We start from the raw sequence: 15,658 nt of genomic DNA, 5'->3' as shown, positions 1-15,658 counted from the left end.
GAAGGCAAATTAAATGAACAAAATAGACTTAAATCTTTTAGAAAAAGTTGCTGAACTTCGTGGAACTCCATTAGGAGCATACAATATACGTAAAAATGGACAAGGTATAGAAAGACATTCAACTGAAAATGTAACTATAGCTCCAAAGACTGATAAACCTGGAATTGATATTATAGTAAAACCAAACACTAAAGGAGAAAATGTTCATATACCAGTAATAGTAACAGAAGCTGGTGTACAAGACATGGTTTATAATGATTTTGAAATTGGAGAAAATGCAGATGTTGTTATAATTGCTGGTTGTGGTATACATAATTGTGGTAATGATGACAGTGAACACAATGGAATACATAGATTCTTCTTACATAAAGGAGCTCGTCTAAAATATGTGGAAAAACATTATGGCGAAGGTGATGGAGAAGGAAAAAGAATTTTAAATCCAGTTACGATTGTTAATATGGGTGAAGATTCATATTGTGAAATGGAAACAATTCAGATTAAAGGCGTTGATTCAACTAAAAGAGAAATGGATGCCACTTTAGGTAAAGGAGCAAAGATAGTTGTATTTGAAAAGTTGTTAACTCATGGAAATCAAGTTGCAGAATCTAATATGAAGGTTATATTGGAAGGTGAAAATTCTTCTGCTCAAGTAATTTCTCGTACAGTTGGTCAAGACAACTCTAAACAAAAATTTAATCCTTGTGTTATTGGGGATTCTCTTTGCTCTGCACATGTTCAATGTGACTCAATAATTATGGGAAATTCTCAAATTAGTGCTATACCTGAAATTGCTGCAAACCATCCAGATGCTCTTTTAGTACATGAAGCAGCAATTGGAAAGATTGCAGGAGACCAAATTTTAAAGATGATGACATTAGGACTTACAGAAGAAGAAGCAGAACAACAAATATTAAATTGTTTTTTAAAGTAAGTCCAAGTTTTTATTTAATTTAATATAATTAATATAGTATAATATAATGAATAAGTCTAAAATTTTTTTATTTTTAGACTTATTTTCTTTATGTAAGATAAAACTATTAGAGAAATTATACTGTAATTAGGATGTGGAATAAATGAAAAACTTACTTATAAGAAATGGCACAATAATATCTCCAAAAGATGGTATCAAATTTGAGAAAAGAGATATCTTGGTTTTACATGGAAAGATATGTGATATTGGATTAAATCTTAAAGAAATGATAAGAAAAGAAAAAATACTCATAAACAAAGAGTTTGAGATAATAAATGCTAACAACATGTATATTTCTCCTGGATTTATAGATGTTCATACCCATTGTTATAAGAGAAAATTACCTACAGGTATGGATTCTGATTCAATTGGAATTGAAAAAGGTTCAACAGTTATATTTGATGCAGGTACAGCAGGTCCTGTAAATTACTACGATTTTAAGAAAAAATATATGGATGAATGTAAGACTGAAGTGTATTCATTTTTAAATGTAACTAATGAGGGATTAAATATATTGAATGAATCAACATCTTTAGATGTTATAAATTTTGATAACATTGAGTCTATTGTAGAAAAAAACATGGAAAAGATAAAAGGTATAAAAGTAAAAGCAAGTAAATTTCAATCTAGTACAGATGGTATAGATATAATTAAGAAGTCAAAGCAAATTGCAGAAAAATTAAATTTACCATTAGTGGTATATATAGGGGAGTATCCATCATATATAGATGAAGTAATGAATATTTTGGGAAAGGGAGATGTAGTTACGCCTGTATATGGAAATAGCACAAATGGAATATTTAATGAATCTGGCAGTTTGAGAGAATCTGTATTAAATGCAAAAGATAAAGGTGTATTATTTGATGTATGCCATGGATTAGAGCAGTTTGATTTTGAAGTCTTTAAAAAAGCAGTAAATCAAGGATTAGAGCCAGATTTAATAAGTACAGATATGCATATAAAAAATATGAAAGATATACATTATTCTCTTTTAAATGTTGTAAATAAAATCATGGAACTTGGTATACCTCTAGAAAAATGTATAGAAAAAATAACTGAATATCCAACAAAAGTTTTTAATTTGCAAGGAAGTCAAGGTAGGATAAAAATTGGTGGAGAAGGTGATTTTACAATATTTACAATAGATGATAGTGAAGAAATTATAACAGATTATAATAATAATGAACTAATGCTAAATAAAAAATTGAACTTACAATATACTATAAAATCATGGATGAAAAGTAGTGAAGTTTATAGACATTCGTATGATGGCACTGTAATAAATTAAGTTATATTGAAAAAAAAGGAAAAATATGTTTAAATTAGTATATATTGGATAAATATGTAATGGAACAATAATTATAATTTTAGGGGAGGTATTTTAGTATGAAAGCATTTGTTGATAAAGATGTATGTGTAGCTTGTGGAGCGTGTATAGGAACATGTCCAGACGTTTTTAGTATGAGTGATGAAGGACATTCAGTTGCAATTGAAGGAGAAATACCAGCAGAATTACAAGATTTATGTAAAGAAGCAGAAGAAGGATGTCCAGTTTCAGCTATAACAGTTAAATAAGACTGTTTAGATTTAGTTTCAAGACAACATATAAGATTTGATTATTATTTAAGCTATAGTATTAGATTAAGATTCTATTACTATAGCTTTTTAAAATATATAAACTCAAAAGATAATATATTATTTTTATAAAAAGTGGAGGACTTATATATGAAGAAAAATTATGAAATAGTGCTGTTTGACCTAGATGGAACACTTACAGACCCTAAAGAAGGAATAACAAAGTCTATTCAATATTCTTTAAATAGTTTTGGTATAGAAGAAGAATTGGATAACTTAGAACAATTTATAGGGCCACCCCTACATTCTACTTTCAAAGACTATTATAAATTTGAAGATGAAAAGGCAACAGAAGCTGTTGAAAAATATAGAGAATACTTTTCTGACAGAGGAATATTTGAAAATAAAATCTATAAAGACATAAAGGAGACTTTAAAAATACTTTATGAGAATGGGAAAACATTATTATTAGCTACTTCTAAACCAACAGTTTTTGCAGAAACCATACTTAAATATTTTGGTATAGATAGTTATTTTAAATATATCGCAGGTAGTAACCTTGATGGTACAAGAGTAAATAAAAATGAAGTTATAGAATATGTGTTAGATTTGTGTGGTGTAACAGATAAAGATAAGGTCATTATGATTGGTGATAGAAAATACGATATAATTGGAGCTAATAAAATAGGTGTAGATTCTATAGGGGTATTGTATGGATATGGTTCTTTTGATGAAATTAGTAAGAGCAATCCTACCTATATTGTCGAAAGTGTTAAATCTATAAAAGATATTTTGCTATAAATATCTTTTATAGACAAAAACAATACAAAATGGTGTAGCATATTTAAAAATATGATATTATAATTAAGGAAGCCATTTAAAAAAGAGGAGGATGCACTTGAAATGAAATCTATTTTAATCATGGGTGGAAGCGACTTCATAGGTTCTGCACTTGCTAAGCGTTTAATTAAATGTGGGTATCAAATAGATATACTTACGAATGGTAAAAAGGAAATAGATTATAAAGGATTTAGAGAGCACTTAATTTGCGATAGAAAAGTACGCAAAGATATGGAAAACATTATCAATGGAAGACAGTACGATTACATATATGATATGACAGCATATACAAAAGAGGATGTTGGTAATCTTATTGATTTTGTGAACTTAGATAGCTTAAAAAAATACATAGTATTGTCAGCAGGAGCCGTATACAAAGATAGTGGAAGAAATGTAAAAGAAGATAATGAAAAAGGTGAAAATGAAAACTGGGGTAAATATGGACTTAACAAAAAAGAAACAGAAGATTTTGTTATAAATAGTTCTATACCATATATAATTATTAGGCCAACTTATATATATGGTGAAAATAATAATTTGTATAGAGAATACTATTTCTTTGAAAAAATAGAAAAAAACGAAAAAATACCAGTACCTAAAGGAAAACAAGTAAGCAATCAATTTATATATATTGGGGATTTAGTAAAAGTGTTGGAAAGTGTAATGAAAAATTCTCATGTGAGAGAAGCGTATAATGTAACAAATCCACAGTTAATATCTTGGGATGAACTTATATATACATGTGGAGAAGTTATTGGGAAGGAACCTATTATAAAATATGTAGACATGGAAAAAGTTGAGTTTAGAGAGAGAACTTACTTCCCGTTTAGAAATATAGACTTTAATCTAGATATAAATAAGCTTATTGAACATGGTCTTTATATACCAAATGTTTTATTAAAAGAAGGCCTTACAACAACATATAAATGGTTCTTAGCCAATAAACCAAAATTACATGATAGAAAAATGGATAAAGTTGAGTCTGTAATGCAAATAGTTTAAGATAATAAATAAGTAGGTAGATACTTTGAAATTAAAGATAAAGCGTTTTTTAAAATTTTTTATATTGATATTTGTTTTAATTTTTATATACTCAGTTGCAATAGAACCGAGTCTATTAATTGTGAAAAAATATAATATAAATGAAGATGGAAACATGATTAAAGAAGATATAGTAAAAAATGAGAATGAGATTATAAAAGTAGTTCAGATTTCAGATACTCAAATAGGCAGTTTTTATTCGACTAATAAACTTAAAAAAGTAGCTAATAAGGTGAATGCCTTAAATCCAGATATATTAGTATTTACTGGAGATTTAATTGATTATTCTAATAAAAATCCAGATATAGATGAAATTACAAAGATTTTATCTAGTATGAATGCAAGGTTAGGAAAGTTTTCAGTATTTGGTAATCATGATTATATGTATAAACTTCCTAGGTATTATAGACAAATTATGAAAAACTCTAACTTTCATCTTTTAGTTAATGAAAATAAGAAAATAAGACTTGAAGACAATAAGTATATTAATATACTTGGAGCTGATGAGATATTAAATGGTAATCCAAATATACGAGATTTGGAAAGCAAAACTGATTATAATAGTTTTAATTTATTATTAGCACATGAACCAGATTTGGTAGATATGCTCAATAAAGATACAATGAATTTAGTTTTATCTGGACATAGTCATGGTGGTCAAATAAGGTTGCCTTTCAAGGGTGCTTTAGTTACTCCTCCATATGGAAGGAAATACACTAAAGGATTTTATGATATAAAGGGAAATCATCTATATGTGAGTTCTGGTCTTGGAAGTACAAAGTTGCCATTTAGATTTTTTAATGTACCAGAGATAGTCGAATTTAATATTCTAATCTAGTATAAAATATTGTTTTTATGAAATATAGAGGGATAGAAATTTTAAGAATAAATTGAGTTAAGAATATAAAAAGTTTAAGTTATAGTTAATACATTTATTAGAATTGATAATAATATTAATAACTATTAAAATATAGATATAAAAAATAATAAAAATATAAAAGATTATAATATAGCAAGATTGTATCAATTATAAATAGAGAGTATTTATAATTAATACAATCTTGTGTTTCTTTATATAAAGATATTAATTTTTATACAATGTATGAAAATGATTTAATGTTATATTTAAATTACTTTAAATAAATATTTTTTATATTTTCCTTATCCCATATAAAAAGTTTTTCTGAATTATTTAAAGCTCCAAATACATTTCTTTTAAAATCTGGCATTTCTTTATTTAAATTCGCAATAAGGTTTTTTATGTATTCTCTCCTAGTATGGCCATTTGCAGGACATGGGTTTGCTATGATAGGATAGTTACACTCCTTTGAAATCTTCTTAGTCATATATTCTTCTATGTAAATCATTGGTCTTATAACAGTTAAATCTTGTCTATCTAAGTATGTTTTTGGCGAAAAACAATTAACTCTTCCTTCATAAAACATAGACATTAAAAATGTCTCAATAGCATCATCCTTATGGTGTCCAAGAGCTACTTTGTTGCACCCAAGTTTCTTTGCGTTGTCATTTAAAGCACCTCTTCTTAAATTAGCACATAGTGCACAAGGATTTTTTTCTTTTCTTATATCAAATACAATTTCTTTTATATTAGTTTGAAATTCATAAAAAGGTACATTTATTTCCTCACATAATTTGTTTAATGGTGAGTTATCAATTCCACCAGTATTTAGAGTTACAGCTATTAATTCAAACTTTTGTGGAGAAAATCTTTGATAATTTTTAAGTATATGAAGTAATGTCAAACTATCTTTTCCACCAGAAAGGCCAACTGCAATTTTATCATTTTCTTGTATCATATCAAAGTCTTGTATAGCCTTACGAGCTTTACTAAGAAGTTTTTGCATAGACATTTTTAGCACCATCCTTTATTTGAAAATATAAACTTAAGAATAACTTAAGGTTTACTTATAAAATACTTAAAACTTATACTCTAAAATTAACGTTAATAAACATAACGAAGGAGACGATTCAACCATGAAAAAATTAAAATTGATGTTAGGCATTATAGTAGTAGTATTTATAAGTATGTTTATAGTTAAAGATAAAATTCTGAAAGATGAAGAACCAACTGGAGCTGCTCAATTTGCTTCATCTCAAGATGTTGAAACAGATTCTCAGAAAAAAAATCACTCAAATAGTATAGCAGATAATATATTATTGGTAAACAAGACAAATGAACTTAGTAAAGATTATATGCCGAAAGACATTACTAAGGTAAATATAGAATTTGTTCCAGAAGCTACTGAAGAGGAAAAACAAATGGCAGGAGAACCTGCAAAAGCAGTAGAAGACTTAGTTAGACAAGCTAATGAAGAAGGAATACAGTTTTTAGGGTCTTCAGCATATAGGTCTTATGAGACTCAACAAGATACTTATACAAGAAGAGTAAATTCTCAAGGTCAGGAAAAAGCTGATGCATATGTAGCAAAACCTGGACATAGTGAACATCAATCTGGACTGTGTATTGACTTGACAAATCCAGAGAGATGGTTTGTTGGAAGTACAAAAGAAGCTATATGGTTGGCAGAAAATGCTCATAAATTTGGATTTATAATAAGATATCCTAAAGGTAAAGAAGATATAACAGGTACAGCATATGAGCCATGGCATATTAGATATGTGGGTAAGGATGTTGCTGAGGAAATTTATTCAAAAGGGTTAACCTTGGAAGAATATTTGCAAAACAAATAATAAAACAACATAACATAAATTGTATGATATTACTAAATGTAATATAAATAAATTTGATACTAGACTACTTTAAGTATAGTATAATTTTAGATGAGTAAAAACTATATTAAAGTAAGTTAGGATGTGAAAAAGTGAAAGATACAATTCTTGTTGTGGATGATGAAAAGGAAATAAGAGACCTTGTAGAGATATACCTTTTAAATGATGGATATAATGTAATTAAGGCTAAAGATGGACAAGAAGCTTTAGATATTTTAGAAAAAGAAAATATTCATCTGATGGTATTGGATATAATGATGCCAAAGATGGATGGGATAGAAGTTTGTAGAAGAGTTAGAGTAAGTTTAAATATACCAATACTTATGTTGAGTGCCAAATCAGAGGATATGGATAAGATACAAGGAATAATGACAGGTGCAGATGACTATCTAACAAAGCCATTTAATCCACTTGAACTTACTGTGAGAGTAAAAGCATTACTTAGAAGAGCGTATTATTTTAGTGGTACTAACAAAGAAAATAAAGATGTCATAGAAGTTGGAGTGGTATTAATAGATAAGGAAAAGCATAGTGTAACAGTAGCTGGAAAGGATATATTTTTGACATCGAGAGAATTTGATATCTTGTATTTACTAGCAAATAATAAAGGTAGAGTATATAGTACAGAAGAGATATTTGAAAAAGTATGGAAAGAACAATACTACCAATCTAACAATACTGTAATGGTTCATATGAGTAGGATAAGAGATAAAATTGAAAAGTATACAGATGGAGAAAAAATAATTCATACTGTATGGGGGGTAGGATATAAAATTGAAAAATAAGAGTGTATTAAATTATATGTTTCGTCCTATAGTAGACTTTATAATAAGCTGTATTATAACCCTAATTATTATGTTAACAAGTGCATATATAATAAAGATATTATATATAAGAACTACTTTATCTACAATTAATTACTTTATGCTTAGTTTAAGAAATATTAGATCTGTTATAGGAGACAGCACATTATATTCAGTTTTATTTCTGACAGCATCATTATCAATTTATTCATTAATGTCATACAAGAGAAATAAAAAACTTGTAAATTTTCTAAAAGATACTGATAACAAAAATAAAAAACTAGAAATTATCATGGATGCTGTAAACTCAATGGAGGAAGGCGATTTAGAAAAAAGTATAGATATTGAGTATGAGTCAAATGGATTAAGTGATAAAAAAATTGATGAGATTGATGAACTTGCAAATAAAATCAATAGTATAGTTTATCAACTTAGAAATATAACTGTTGAAGAAAGACAGGCTCAACAAACTAAGACAGATTTAATAACAAATGTTTCACATGACCTAAGAACTCCTTTAACCTCAATAATGGGTTATCTAGGATTGATAGAAGATGGTAAGTATAAAGATGAAGTTCAGTTGATGTATTATGTTAATATTGCATATGAGAAATCAAAAAGTTTAAATATACTTATAAATGATTTATTTGAACTTACAAAAATGCAAAATAATACAATAAGATTAAAAAAAATAGACATAAACTTGGTAGAGCTATTAAGCCAAATAGTATCTCAACTTGGATTTTATTTTAAAAAAGAATTTATGGTTAGTAGAGTTAATTTCAATGAAGAAAAATTAATTATAAATGCTGACCCAAATAAATTGGTGAGAGCTTTTGAAAATCTTATAACTAATGCTATGAAATATGGAAAAGAAGGAATTTATGTGGATATAGTAACAGCAAAAAAAGGAAATATGGCTATTGCAAAAGTTATAAATTATGGAGAACCCATTCCAGTATTAGATTTACCAAATATATTTGATAGATTCTATAGAGTTGAAAAATCAAGAAATAGCAATGATGGAGGTTCTGGATTAGGTCTTGCAATTACAAAAAATATTGTGAATTTACATGGTGGGGAAATTACTGTTTCAAGTAATATACATCAAACTGTATTTGAGGTACAACTACCAATAATACAAGAAACTGTGTAATAAGATAAAAGTATGATTTAGATACACAAATATTTATAGCATAAAGTGTTTACAAAAATAAAAAAGTAATATATAATTTAAGTCAGTTTAATAAGATACTTATCAAGAATTAGGGGAGAGAGTTAGCTCAGCGATCCTATACCAACCTTTTATTAGGTGGTCCTGCTAACAACGATGAGATGATTGGAAATAATATACTCTTCTTATCAATAGTGGATAGGGGGAGTTTTTTTATAGATTTAAAGTAATAAATTTTTAAGTGATGATGGAGGATTCAAAAATGGAAAAAGTAGAAAGTTTTAAATTAGATCATACAAAAGTTAAAGCTCCTTTTGTGAGAAAGTGTAGTGTACTTGATGGAGTTAAAGGAGATAAAATAACTAAATTTGACTTGAGATTTTTACAACCAAATGTAGAAAGCTTTGGAACTGCTGCTATGCATGGTTTAGAACATTTATTAGCAACTTATTTAAGAGAGACATTAGATGGAGTGATAGATTTATCTCCAATGGGGTGCAGAACAGGATTTTATTTAATATTATGGGGAGATATAGATGCTAAAACAGTTAAAGATGGCTTAGAAAAGGCATTAAAGAAAGTAATTGAATCTGATAAAATGCCAGCTGCTACAGCTTTAGAATGTGGAAATTATAGAGACTTATCTTTATTTGGAGCAAAAGAATATGCAAAAGATGTTTTAGATAAAGGATTTTCTCTTAATATATATGGAGAATAATGTAATTGAAAGAGAACGTATAAGCATAAATCAAAGTGAGGTTCTAAGGTATTTACAATATAAAGGACAAGAAATAGATAAAGAACTTAAAGAAACTATTGATGAATGTATAGAAATAGCCAAAAACAAGATAAATCCTAGATATATATCTAGGATTTATCCTATCAAAATAAATAAAGATAAGATTGTAGAACTAGAGGGAACAAATTTAACCTTAAAAAGTAAGGATATATATGAACTTCTAAAAGACTGTGATGAATGTGTAATTATGGCAGCTACTTTGGGAATAGAGGTAGAAAAGGAAATAAAAAGATACTCTTACTCAGACTTAACAAGAGGACTAATAATTGATTCATGTGGAACAACAGCAATAGAAGAAGTATGCGATATTGTTCAAAATGATATAGAAAAGGTTTTTTTAAAACAAAACAAATTTATAACTATGCGATATAGCCCAGGATATGGGGACTTACCAATAGAGAAAAATATAGATATATTAAATGTTTTAAATGCTCAAAAACAAATAGGACTCACAATTACATCAAATGGGATTATGATACCAAGAAAATCAGTAGTAGCTATTATAGGCATTTCTAATTTGAAAATAGATAAATCAAAGAAAGAAAAATCGTGTGAAAATTGTAAAAACTACAGAAATTGTACATATAGAAAAGGAGCGAATTCTTGTGGAAATAAGACAATATCTAAAGGATAATATATTAATATTTGATGGTGCAATGGGAACAATGCTTCAACAAAAGGGGTTAAAAATAGGTGAAAATCCAGAAGTATTTGGTCTTCAAAATCCAGAAAAACTTATAGAGATACATACATCATATTTAGAAGCAGGATCAAATGTAATTCTTACAAATACTTTTGGGTGTAATGAATTAAAATTAGATAGTGAATATACAGTAGAAAAAGTTATCGACAATGCTATTTTAGTGGCTAGAAAAGCTATAGAAAATGTAGATAACACTAAACCTAGATATGTAGCACTAGATATTGGTCCTATAGGAGAAATGTTAGAGCCTATGGGAACTTTAAGCTTTGACAGAGCATATGAGATATTTAAAAGACAAGTATTACAGGGAGTTAAATCTGGAGCTGATGTAATAGTAATAGAGACTATGATGGATTTATATGAAGCTAAAGCAGCCGTTTTAGCGGCTAAAGAGAATTCTGACTTACCTGTTTTCTGTACTATGACATTTGATGAGAGTGGGAGAAGTTTTACTGGATGTATGCCAGAAAGTATGGTTGCCACAATAGAAGGTCTGGGAGTTGATGCAATAGGAGTAAACTGTTCATTAGGTCCTAAACAGCTTTTGCCAATAGTCAAAAAAATTGTGTCAAGAGCTTCAATACCTGTAATGGTTCAAGCAAATGCAGGTTTACCAAATATAGTTGATGGAGAAGCTATCTATGATGTTGATGCAAAGGAATTTTTTGAGGGAGTCAAAAAATTTGTTGAAGCTGGAGCAACTATAATAGGCGGGTGTTGTGGCACAAATCCAAGCTTTATAAAAGAAATATCTGAAAATATAAGTTCTGTTAAAAAGGGAAGTACCGAAAAGATTGATAAATGTGTAGTTTGTTCGCCCTCAAAATTTGTGGAAGTAGAATCACCTACAGTTGTCGGAGAAAGATTAAATCCAACTGGTAGAAAATCTTTACAAGAAGCTTTAAAAAATGAAAATTTAGATTATGCAATAAATTTGGGGTTGGAACAAGTAAGTGCTGGTGCACAAATATTAGGCGTGAATGTTGGTTTGCCAGAAATAAATGAAAAGAAATTAATGCCAAAGTTGATAAAAGAGATTCAAGCAGTAGTAGATACACCATTACAAGTCGATTCTTCCAATGTAGAGGCTTTAGAACAAGGTCTTAGATATTATAATGGTAGAACAATTGTAAACTCTGTAAACGGCAAAGAAGAGTCCTTAGAAAGCATATTACCAATAGTTAAAAAGTATGGTGCATGTGTGGTTGGTCTTGCATTAGATGAAAAAGGTATACCTAAAAGAGCTGAGGAAAGATTTGAAATAGCAAAAAAAATAGTTGATAGAGCAGTTTCTTATGGAATAAAACCAAAAGATATATTTATAGATTGTTTATCACTAACTGTTTCAGCACAACAAGAGGAAGCAATAGAAACTATAAGAGCCATAACAATGGTTAAGACATTAGGGGTAAAAACTATACTAGGTGTTTCAAATATTTCATTTGGACTTCCAAATAGAAAAGCACTTAATGCTTCTTTTTTAACGTTAGCTTTAGGAGCAGGGCTTGACTTAGCAATTATAAATCCAAACGAATATAGTATGATGGAGGCTATTAATTCTTTTAGAATCTTAAATAATACAGATAAAGGCTGCGTAGATTATATAAATCAATATAGTAATATGAATAATTCAAAACAGTCTGATTCCACTATTAAAGCTAATAAAGACTTATCACTAGATGTTTTAGTTGAAAGGGGATTAAAAGAAGAAGCCAAAAATGAAACGTTGAATCTTTTAAAAGAGAAGGATGAAAATTATATATTAGATAAAATTTTAATTCCAGCTCTTGATAGAGTAGGAAAGAAATATGATAGTGGAGACATCTTTTTACCACAACTTATTCAATCAGCAGAAACAGTGAAAACTGCACTAAATACAATAAAAGAAACCTTAATAAGTAGAAGTAGTGATAATGTATCTAAAGGAAAAATAATAGTTGCTACAGTAAAAGGAGATATTCATGATATTGGAAAAAATATAGTAAAAATAATGCTAGAGAATTATGGATATGAAGTTATAGACTTAGGAAAAGATGTTCCAATTGAGGAAGTAGTAGAGGTTGCTAAAAAAAGAGATATAAAGTTAGTAGGGTTAAGTGCACTTATGACTACAACTGTTCAAAGTATGAAAGATACAATTCAAGCATTAAGAGATAATGAAATAAATGCAAAAGTATTTGTAGGTGGTGCTGTTTTGACAGAAGAATATGCTGAGGAAATGGGAGCTGACTATTATTCAAAGGATGCAAAATCTGCTGTTGAGATAGCAAAGCTAAATTTTTAGCATGTAAATCGAAATAAAGGTTTTACTAAATAGGATATTTTATATATAATATAAATATAAGTTTTAGAAACTTATGTCCAAAATAATAGGAATTAATCTATAATAATGAGATTAATTAATATAAAAAAATATTTATCATCAACATTAAAAAGGGCTGGGAAGTCTGGTATAACTTCCGTCAGCCCTTTTTAGTATAAAAACACTTAAAAAGCCCAATTGCCATCTTTAAAAATCTGTATATGTTTTCCATCATGAGTTTCTCCGACAATATCCATATCTGAAGAACCAACCATAAAGTCAACATGTGTTAGACTATCATTTACTCCATACTCATCTAATTCTTCATCTTTCAAATCATTTCCACCATCTAAGCAAGTCTTATATGCAGAACCAATTGCAAAGTGGCAAGAAGCATTTTCATCATATAAAGTATTATAAAAAATAATATTTGTATCAGATATTGGAGAGTTATATGGAACAAGAGCAACCTCTCCTAGATAATGAGAACCCTCATCTGTTTCAATAAGTTTCTTTAATGTTTCTAGTCCCTTTTCAGCAGAGAAATCTACTATTTTACCATCCTTGAAAGTTAAAGAGAAATTATCAATTATATTTCCTCCATAAACAAGGGGTTTAGTACTGTATACAGTTCCATTGACTTTAAACTTGTGTGGCATTCCAAAAATCTCTTCAGTTGGAATGTTAGGATTAAAACTTACTCCGTTAGGGTCTTTAGATGCTCCACTTAACCAAATATGACCTTTTGGTAAATCTAAAGTTAAATCAGTTTTTGAAGATTTATACTTTAAAGTTTTAAAATTACTTTCATTTAAAAAATCCATTTTAGACTTTAGATTTTCATTATGTTCTTTCCATGCTTTTATAGGGTCTTGTCCAGCAACTCTTGAACACTTAAATATGGCATCCCATAATTTATCTATTGCTTCATCTTCTGATAAACTTGGAAATACTTTTTTTGCCCAATCTTTTGTTGGTACAGAAACTATGCTCCATTTACATTTATCTGTTAGCGTATAAGAACGCCACTCTTTTAAAGCCTTTCCAGAAGCTTTTTGAAAGTTAGCAACTTTCTCAGGGTCAACATCTTTTAATAAATCAGGGTTTTGAGCATATACTGATAAAAATGCTCCACCTTCTTTAGCTATATCTACATATTGATCTGCTGTCCATTTTGGAAACTCATGAAATGCTTCGTTTGGAGCATATAAATATTTAATGAGAGTACTTTCTTCATCAGACCATTCTATATATACATTTTTAGCTCCACATTTATATGCTTCCCTCAGTGCATTTCTTGCAAAATCAGCACATTCGATTGGTGATTTTATAAGTAAAGTTTGACCTGGCTGTATGTTAACTCCGACCTTAATTGCTAACTCAGCATATTTTTCTAAATTTTTATTGAAATCCATATCTATCCTCCTGTATTTTTAACATTAAATAACTTATAAATATTATATCATTACTTAGATTTTGGGTCATATTTAAAATATTTATACTTAATAGACTGAGAAATAAAAAATATGTATTCTAATTAAAATAGATTGTTTAGATATATAATTGTAACTAAGACGTTATTTTTTGTTGATAATAGTATTAAAGTAGAAATAAAAATACTTTTTTAGTGAAAGGCTATACAAGAATACCGAAAAAAACTTATAATATAATAATGAGATAGATATTTATAATGAAATAAAAAATTTTCTGGCAAAGCTTATATATGTTTAAATATAGTAGTTTATATATTATGAACAGAAGATTTCAGTTAGGAGGGCATAAATGGAGCTTTATGAAGCCATTTTTTATAGAAAATCTGTAAGAAATTTTTCCAGTACAAAACTAAAAAAGCCATTAATGGAAGAAATAAAAAGAAGTTGTAAAAATTTAGAATACTTAAATGAAGATTTAAATATTAAAGCACATGTTGTTGATAGAGGTCATATAATACACTTTTTAATGGGGAAAGAGTGTAAAGTAAAAGCACCTCATTATATAGTAGTCACATCAGATAAGGGAAAAGACTATTTACAAAATATAGGTTTTGCTACTGAAGGTATAGTATTACGTCTTACAACATTAGGAGTAGCTACTTGTTGGCTGGAGTCCACATTAAAAAGAGAAGATATCTTGGAATTTGTAGATATTGGAAACAAAGACCCAAGAGAAGATGAAGAAGACGATTTAGATTATTTAGCTGGAATAAAAACAGAAGAAGAAGATGAAAACAAAATAGAAAATCCATATATAATAATAGCTTTTGGATATCCGGCAAAAAATGAAGATTTATTTAGGACAAGATATGCTAGACCTGATAGAAAACCAGTAAAAGATATTATAAATAAAATAAATAGAAATAGAAAATGGAAAGAAATATTAGAATTTACAAGAAGAGCTCCATCTGTGAAAAACTCTCAACCTTGGTATTTTCACAAAGATGAACGAGGTCTTCATCTATTTGAAAAGAAACCTAAGAAACATTGTGAATATATGAATAAGGTTAGCTTAGGTGTAGGTTTAAGACATTTTGATATAGCATGTATAAAAAATAAAATAGATGTTTCATATGAAAAACTTCCTATAAAGAATAAAATAGGAAAATCATATTTTATAACTGTAGTTGAACATGTAAAACCAGAAGAAGAAGAAACTCAAGATGAAAATTTAAGTTTGGAAAAAGAAGAATCACAAAATGAATAA

At 28.3% G+C, this 15,658-nt stretch carries 16 protein-coding genes; 13 read left to right on the top strand and 3 right to left on the bottom strand.

Annotation, left to right across the window (positions count from 1 at the left end; all coding sequences use genetic code 11):
* Window positions 1–13: 13 nt before the first annotated feature.
* Window positions 14–931: a SufB/SufD family protein gene (locus tag IC175_RS16145; RefSeq protein WP_227436436.1), complete on the top strand. Its 918-nt coding sequence runs from the start codon at window positions 14–16 to the stop codon at window positions 929–931.
* Here IC175_RS16145 and IC175_RS19725 read toward each other — a convergent pair.
* Window positions 923–1,030 (bottom strand): hypothetical protein, encoded by a 108-nt coding sequence (locus IC175_RS19725; protein WP_227436595.1) that lies wholly within the window; start codon window positions 1,028–1,030, stop codon window positions 923–925. The two genes, IC175_RS16145 and IC175_RS19725, sit on opposite strands and share 9 nt — an antisense overlap.
* A 43-nt stretch (window positions 1,031–1,073) precedes the next feature.
* Between IC175_RS19725 and IC175_RS16135 the strand changes: the two genes are divergently transcribed.
* The 5 genes from IC175_RS16135 (at window position 1,074) to IC175_RS16115 (ending at window position 5,264) form a co-directional block, all read left to right on the top strand.
* Window positions 1,074–2,258, top strand: coding sequence for an amidohydrolase family protein (locus IC175_RS16135; protein ID WP_227851725.1), 1,185 nt, complete (start codon window positions 1,074–1,076; stop codon window positions 2,256–2,258).
* 98 nt (window positions 2,259–2,356) lie between these two features.
* Window positions 2,357–2,545 carry a ferredoxin gene (locus tag IC175_RS16130; RefSeq protein ID WP_227436432.1) on the top strand — a complete coding sequence of 63 codons (189 nt, stop codon included), beginning with the start codon at window positions 2,357–2,359 and terminating at the stop codon, window positions 2,543–2,545.
* A gap of 150 nt (window positions 2,546–2,695) precedes the next feature.
* Entirely contained in the window at window positions 2,696–3,346 is a 651-nt protein-coding gene (locus tag IC175_RS16125; protein ID WP_227436430.1) for an HAD family hydrolase, read from the top strand.
* A 102-nt stretch (window positions 3,347–3,448) separates the two neighbouring features.
* Entirely contained in the window at window positions 3,449–4,387 is a 939-nt protein-coding gene (locus IC175_RS16120) for an SDR family oxidoreductase (protein ID WP_227436429.1), read from the top strand.
* A gap of 25 nt (window positions 4,388–4,412) precedes the next feature.
* A complete protein-coding gene (locus IC175_RS16115) occupies window positions 4,413–5,264 on the top strand; it encodes a metallophosphoesterase (RefSeq protein ID WP_227834996.1) in 852 nt (283 codons plus the stop codon).
* Window positions 5,265–5,556: 292 nt separating this feature from the next.
* Here IC175_RS16115 and IC175_RS16110 read toward each other — a convergent pair whose 3' ends face one another.
* On the bottom strand, window positions 5,557–6,297 hold the full coding sequence (locus tag IC175_RS16110) for a tRNA 2-thiocytidine biosynthesis TtcA family protein (RefSeq protein ID WP_227483290.1): 741 nt from the start codon (window positions 6,295–6,297) through the stop codon (window positions 5,557–5,559).
* 124 nt (window positions 6,298–6,421) lie between these two features.
* On the opposite strand from IC175_RS16110, the gene IC175_RS16105 reads away from it, so the two are divergent.
* The 6 genes from IC175_RS16105 (at window position 6,422) to IC175_RS16080 (ending at window position 12,940) form a co-directional block, all read left to right on the top strand.
* Window positions 6,422–7,138 carry a M15 family metallopeptidase gene (locus IC175_RS16105; protein ID WP_227834997.1) on the top strand — a complete coding sequence of 239 codons (717 nt, stop codon included), beginning with the start codon at window positions 6,422–6,424 and terminating at the stop codon, window positions 7,136–7,138.
* 131 nt (window positions 7,139–7,269) lie between these two features.
* A complete protein-coding gene (locus IC175_RS16100) occupies window positions 7,270–7,962 on the top strand; it encodes a response regulator transcription factor (RefSeq protein WP_227436423.1) in 693 nt (230 codons plus the stop codon).
* Window positions 7,952–9,136: an ATP-binding protein gene (locus IC175_RS16095; RefSeq protein ID WP_227436421.1), complete on the top strand. Its 1,185-nt coding sequence runs from the start codon at window positions 7,952–7,954 to the stop codon at window positions 9,134–9,136. Before IC175_RS16100 ends, IC175_RS16095 begins: the two co-directional genes overlap by 11 nt.
* 280 nt (window positions 9,137–9,416) lie before the next feature.
* On the top strand, window positions 9,417–9,872 hold the full coding sequence (locus tag IC175_RS16090) for an S-ribosylhomocysteine lyase (RefSeq protein ID WP_227436419.1): 456 nt from the start codon (window positions 9,417–9,419) through the stop codon (window positions 9,870–9,872).
* Complete coding sequence (locus IC175_RS16085; protein ID WP_227436417.1) at window positions 9,862–10,587, top strand: vitamin B12 dependent-methionine synthase activation domain-containing protein; 726 nt, start codon at window positions 9,862–9,864, stop codon at window positions 10,585–10,587. Before IC175_RS16090 ends, IC175_RS16085 begins: the two co-directional genes overlap by 11 nt.
* A complete protein-coding gene (locus IC175_RS16080) occupies window positions 10,559–12,940 on the top strand; it encodes a homocysteine S-methyltransferase family protein (protein ID WP_227436415.1) in 2,382 nt (793 codons plus the stop codon). Before IC175_RS16085 ends, IC175_RS16080 begins: the two co-directional genes overlap by 29 nt.
* Window positions 12,941–13,143: 203 nt before the next feature.
* Here IC175_RS16080 and IC175_RS16075 read toward each other — a convergent pair whose 3' ends face one another.
* A complete protein-coding gene (locus IC175_RS16075) occupies window positions 13,144–14,373 on the bottom strand; it encodes an aminopeptidase (RefSeq protein ID WP_227436413.1) in 1,230 nt (409 codons plus the stop codon).
* A 367-nt stretch (window positions 14,374–14,740) separates the two neighbouring features.
* Here IC175_RS16075 and IC175_RS16070 point away from each other — a divergent pair, with 367 nt between their 5' ends.
* A complete protein-coding gene (locus IC175_RS16070) occupies window positions 14,741–15,658 on the top strand; it encodes a nitroreductase family protein (protein ID WP_227436411.1) in 918 nt (305 codons plus the stop codon).

The organism is Clostridioides sp. ES-S-0123-01 (assembly GCF_020658415.1).
Taxonomy (GTDB): domain Bacteria; phylum Bacillota; class Clostridia; order Peptostreptococcales; family Peptostreptococcaceae; genus Clostridioides.
This window is presented reverse-complemented; position numbering and strand designations above follow the sequence as displayed.

Coding starts and splice junctions, on each gene's coding strand:
- IC175_RS16145 (WP_227436436.1), top strand. CDS start 14: ATGAACAAAATAGACTTAAATCTTTTAGAAAAAGTTGCTGAACTTCGT.
- IC175_RS16135 (WP_227851725.1), top strand. CDS start 1,074: ATGAAAAACTTACTTATAAGAAATGGCACAATAATATCTCCAAAAGAT.
- IC175_RS16130 (WP_227436432.1), top strand. CDS start 2,357: ATGAAAGCATTTGTTGATAAAGATGTATGTGTAGCTTGTGGAGCGTGT.
- IC175_RS16125 (WP_227436430.1), top strand. CDS start 2,696: ATGAAGAAAAATTATGAAATAGTGCTGTTTGACCTAGATGGAACACTT.
- IC175_RS16120 (WP_227436429.1), top strand. CDS start 3,449: ATGAAATCTATTTTAATCATGGGTGGAAGCGACTTCATAGGTTCTGCA.
- IC175_RS16110 (WP_227483290.1), bottom strand. CDS start 6,297: ATGTCTATGCAAAAACTTCTTAGTAAAGCTCGTAAGGCTATACAAGAC.
- IC175_RS16105 (WP_227834997.1), top strand. CDS start 6,422: ATGAAAAAATTAAAATTGATGTTAGGCATTATAGTAGTAGTATTTATA.
- IC175_RS16090 (WP_227436419.1), top strand. CDS start 9,417: ATGGAAAAAGTAGAAAGTTTTAAATTAGATCATACAAAAGTTAAAGCT.
- IC175_RS16085 (WP_227436417.1), top strand. CDS start 9,862: ATGGAGAATAATGTAATTGAAAGAGAACGTATAAGCATAAATCAAAGT.
- IC175_RS16075 (WP_227436413.1), bottom strand. CDS start 14,373: ATGGATTTCAATAAAAATTTAGAAAAATATGCTGAGTTAGCAATTAAG.
- IC175_RS16070 (WP_227436411.1), top strand. CDS start 14,741: ATGGAGCTTTATGAAGCCATTTTTTATAGAAAATCTGTAAGAAATTTT.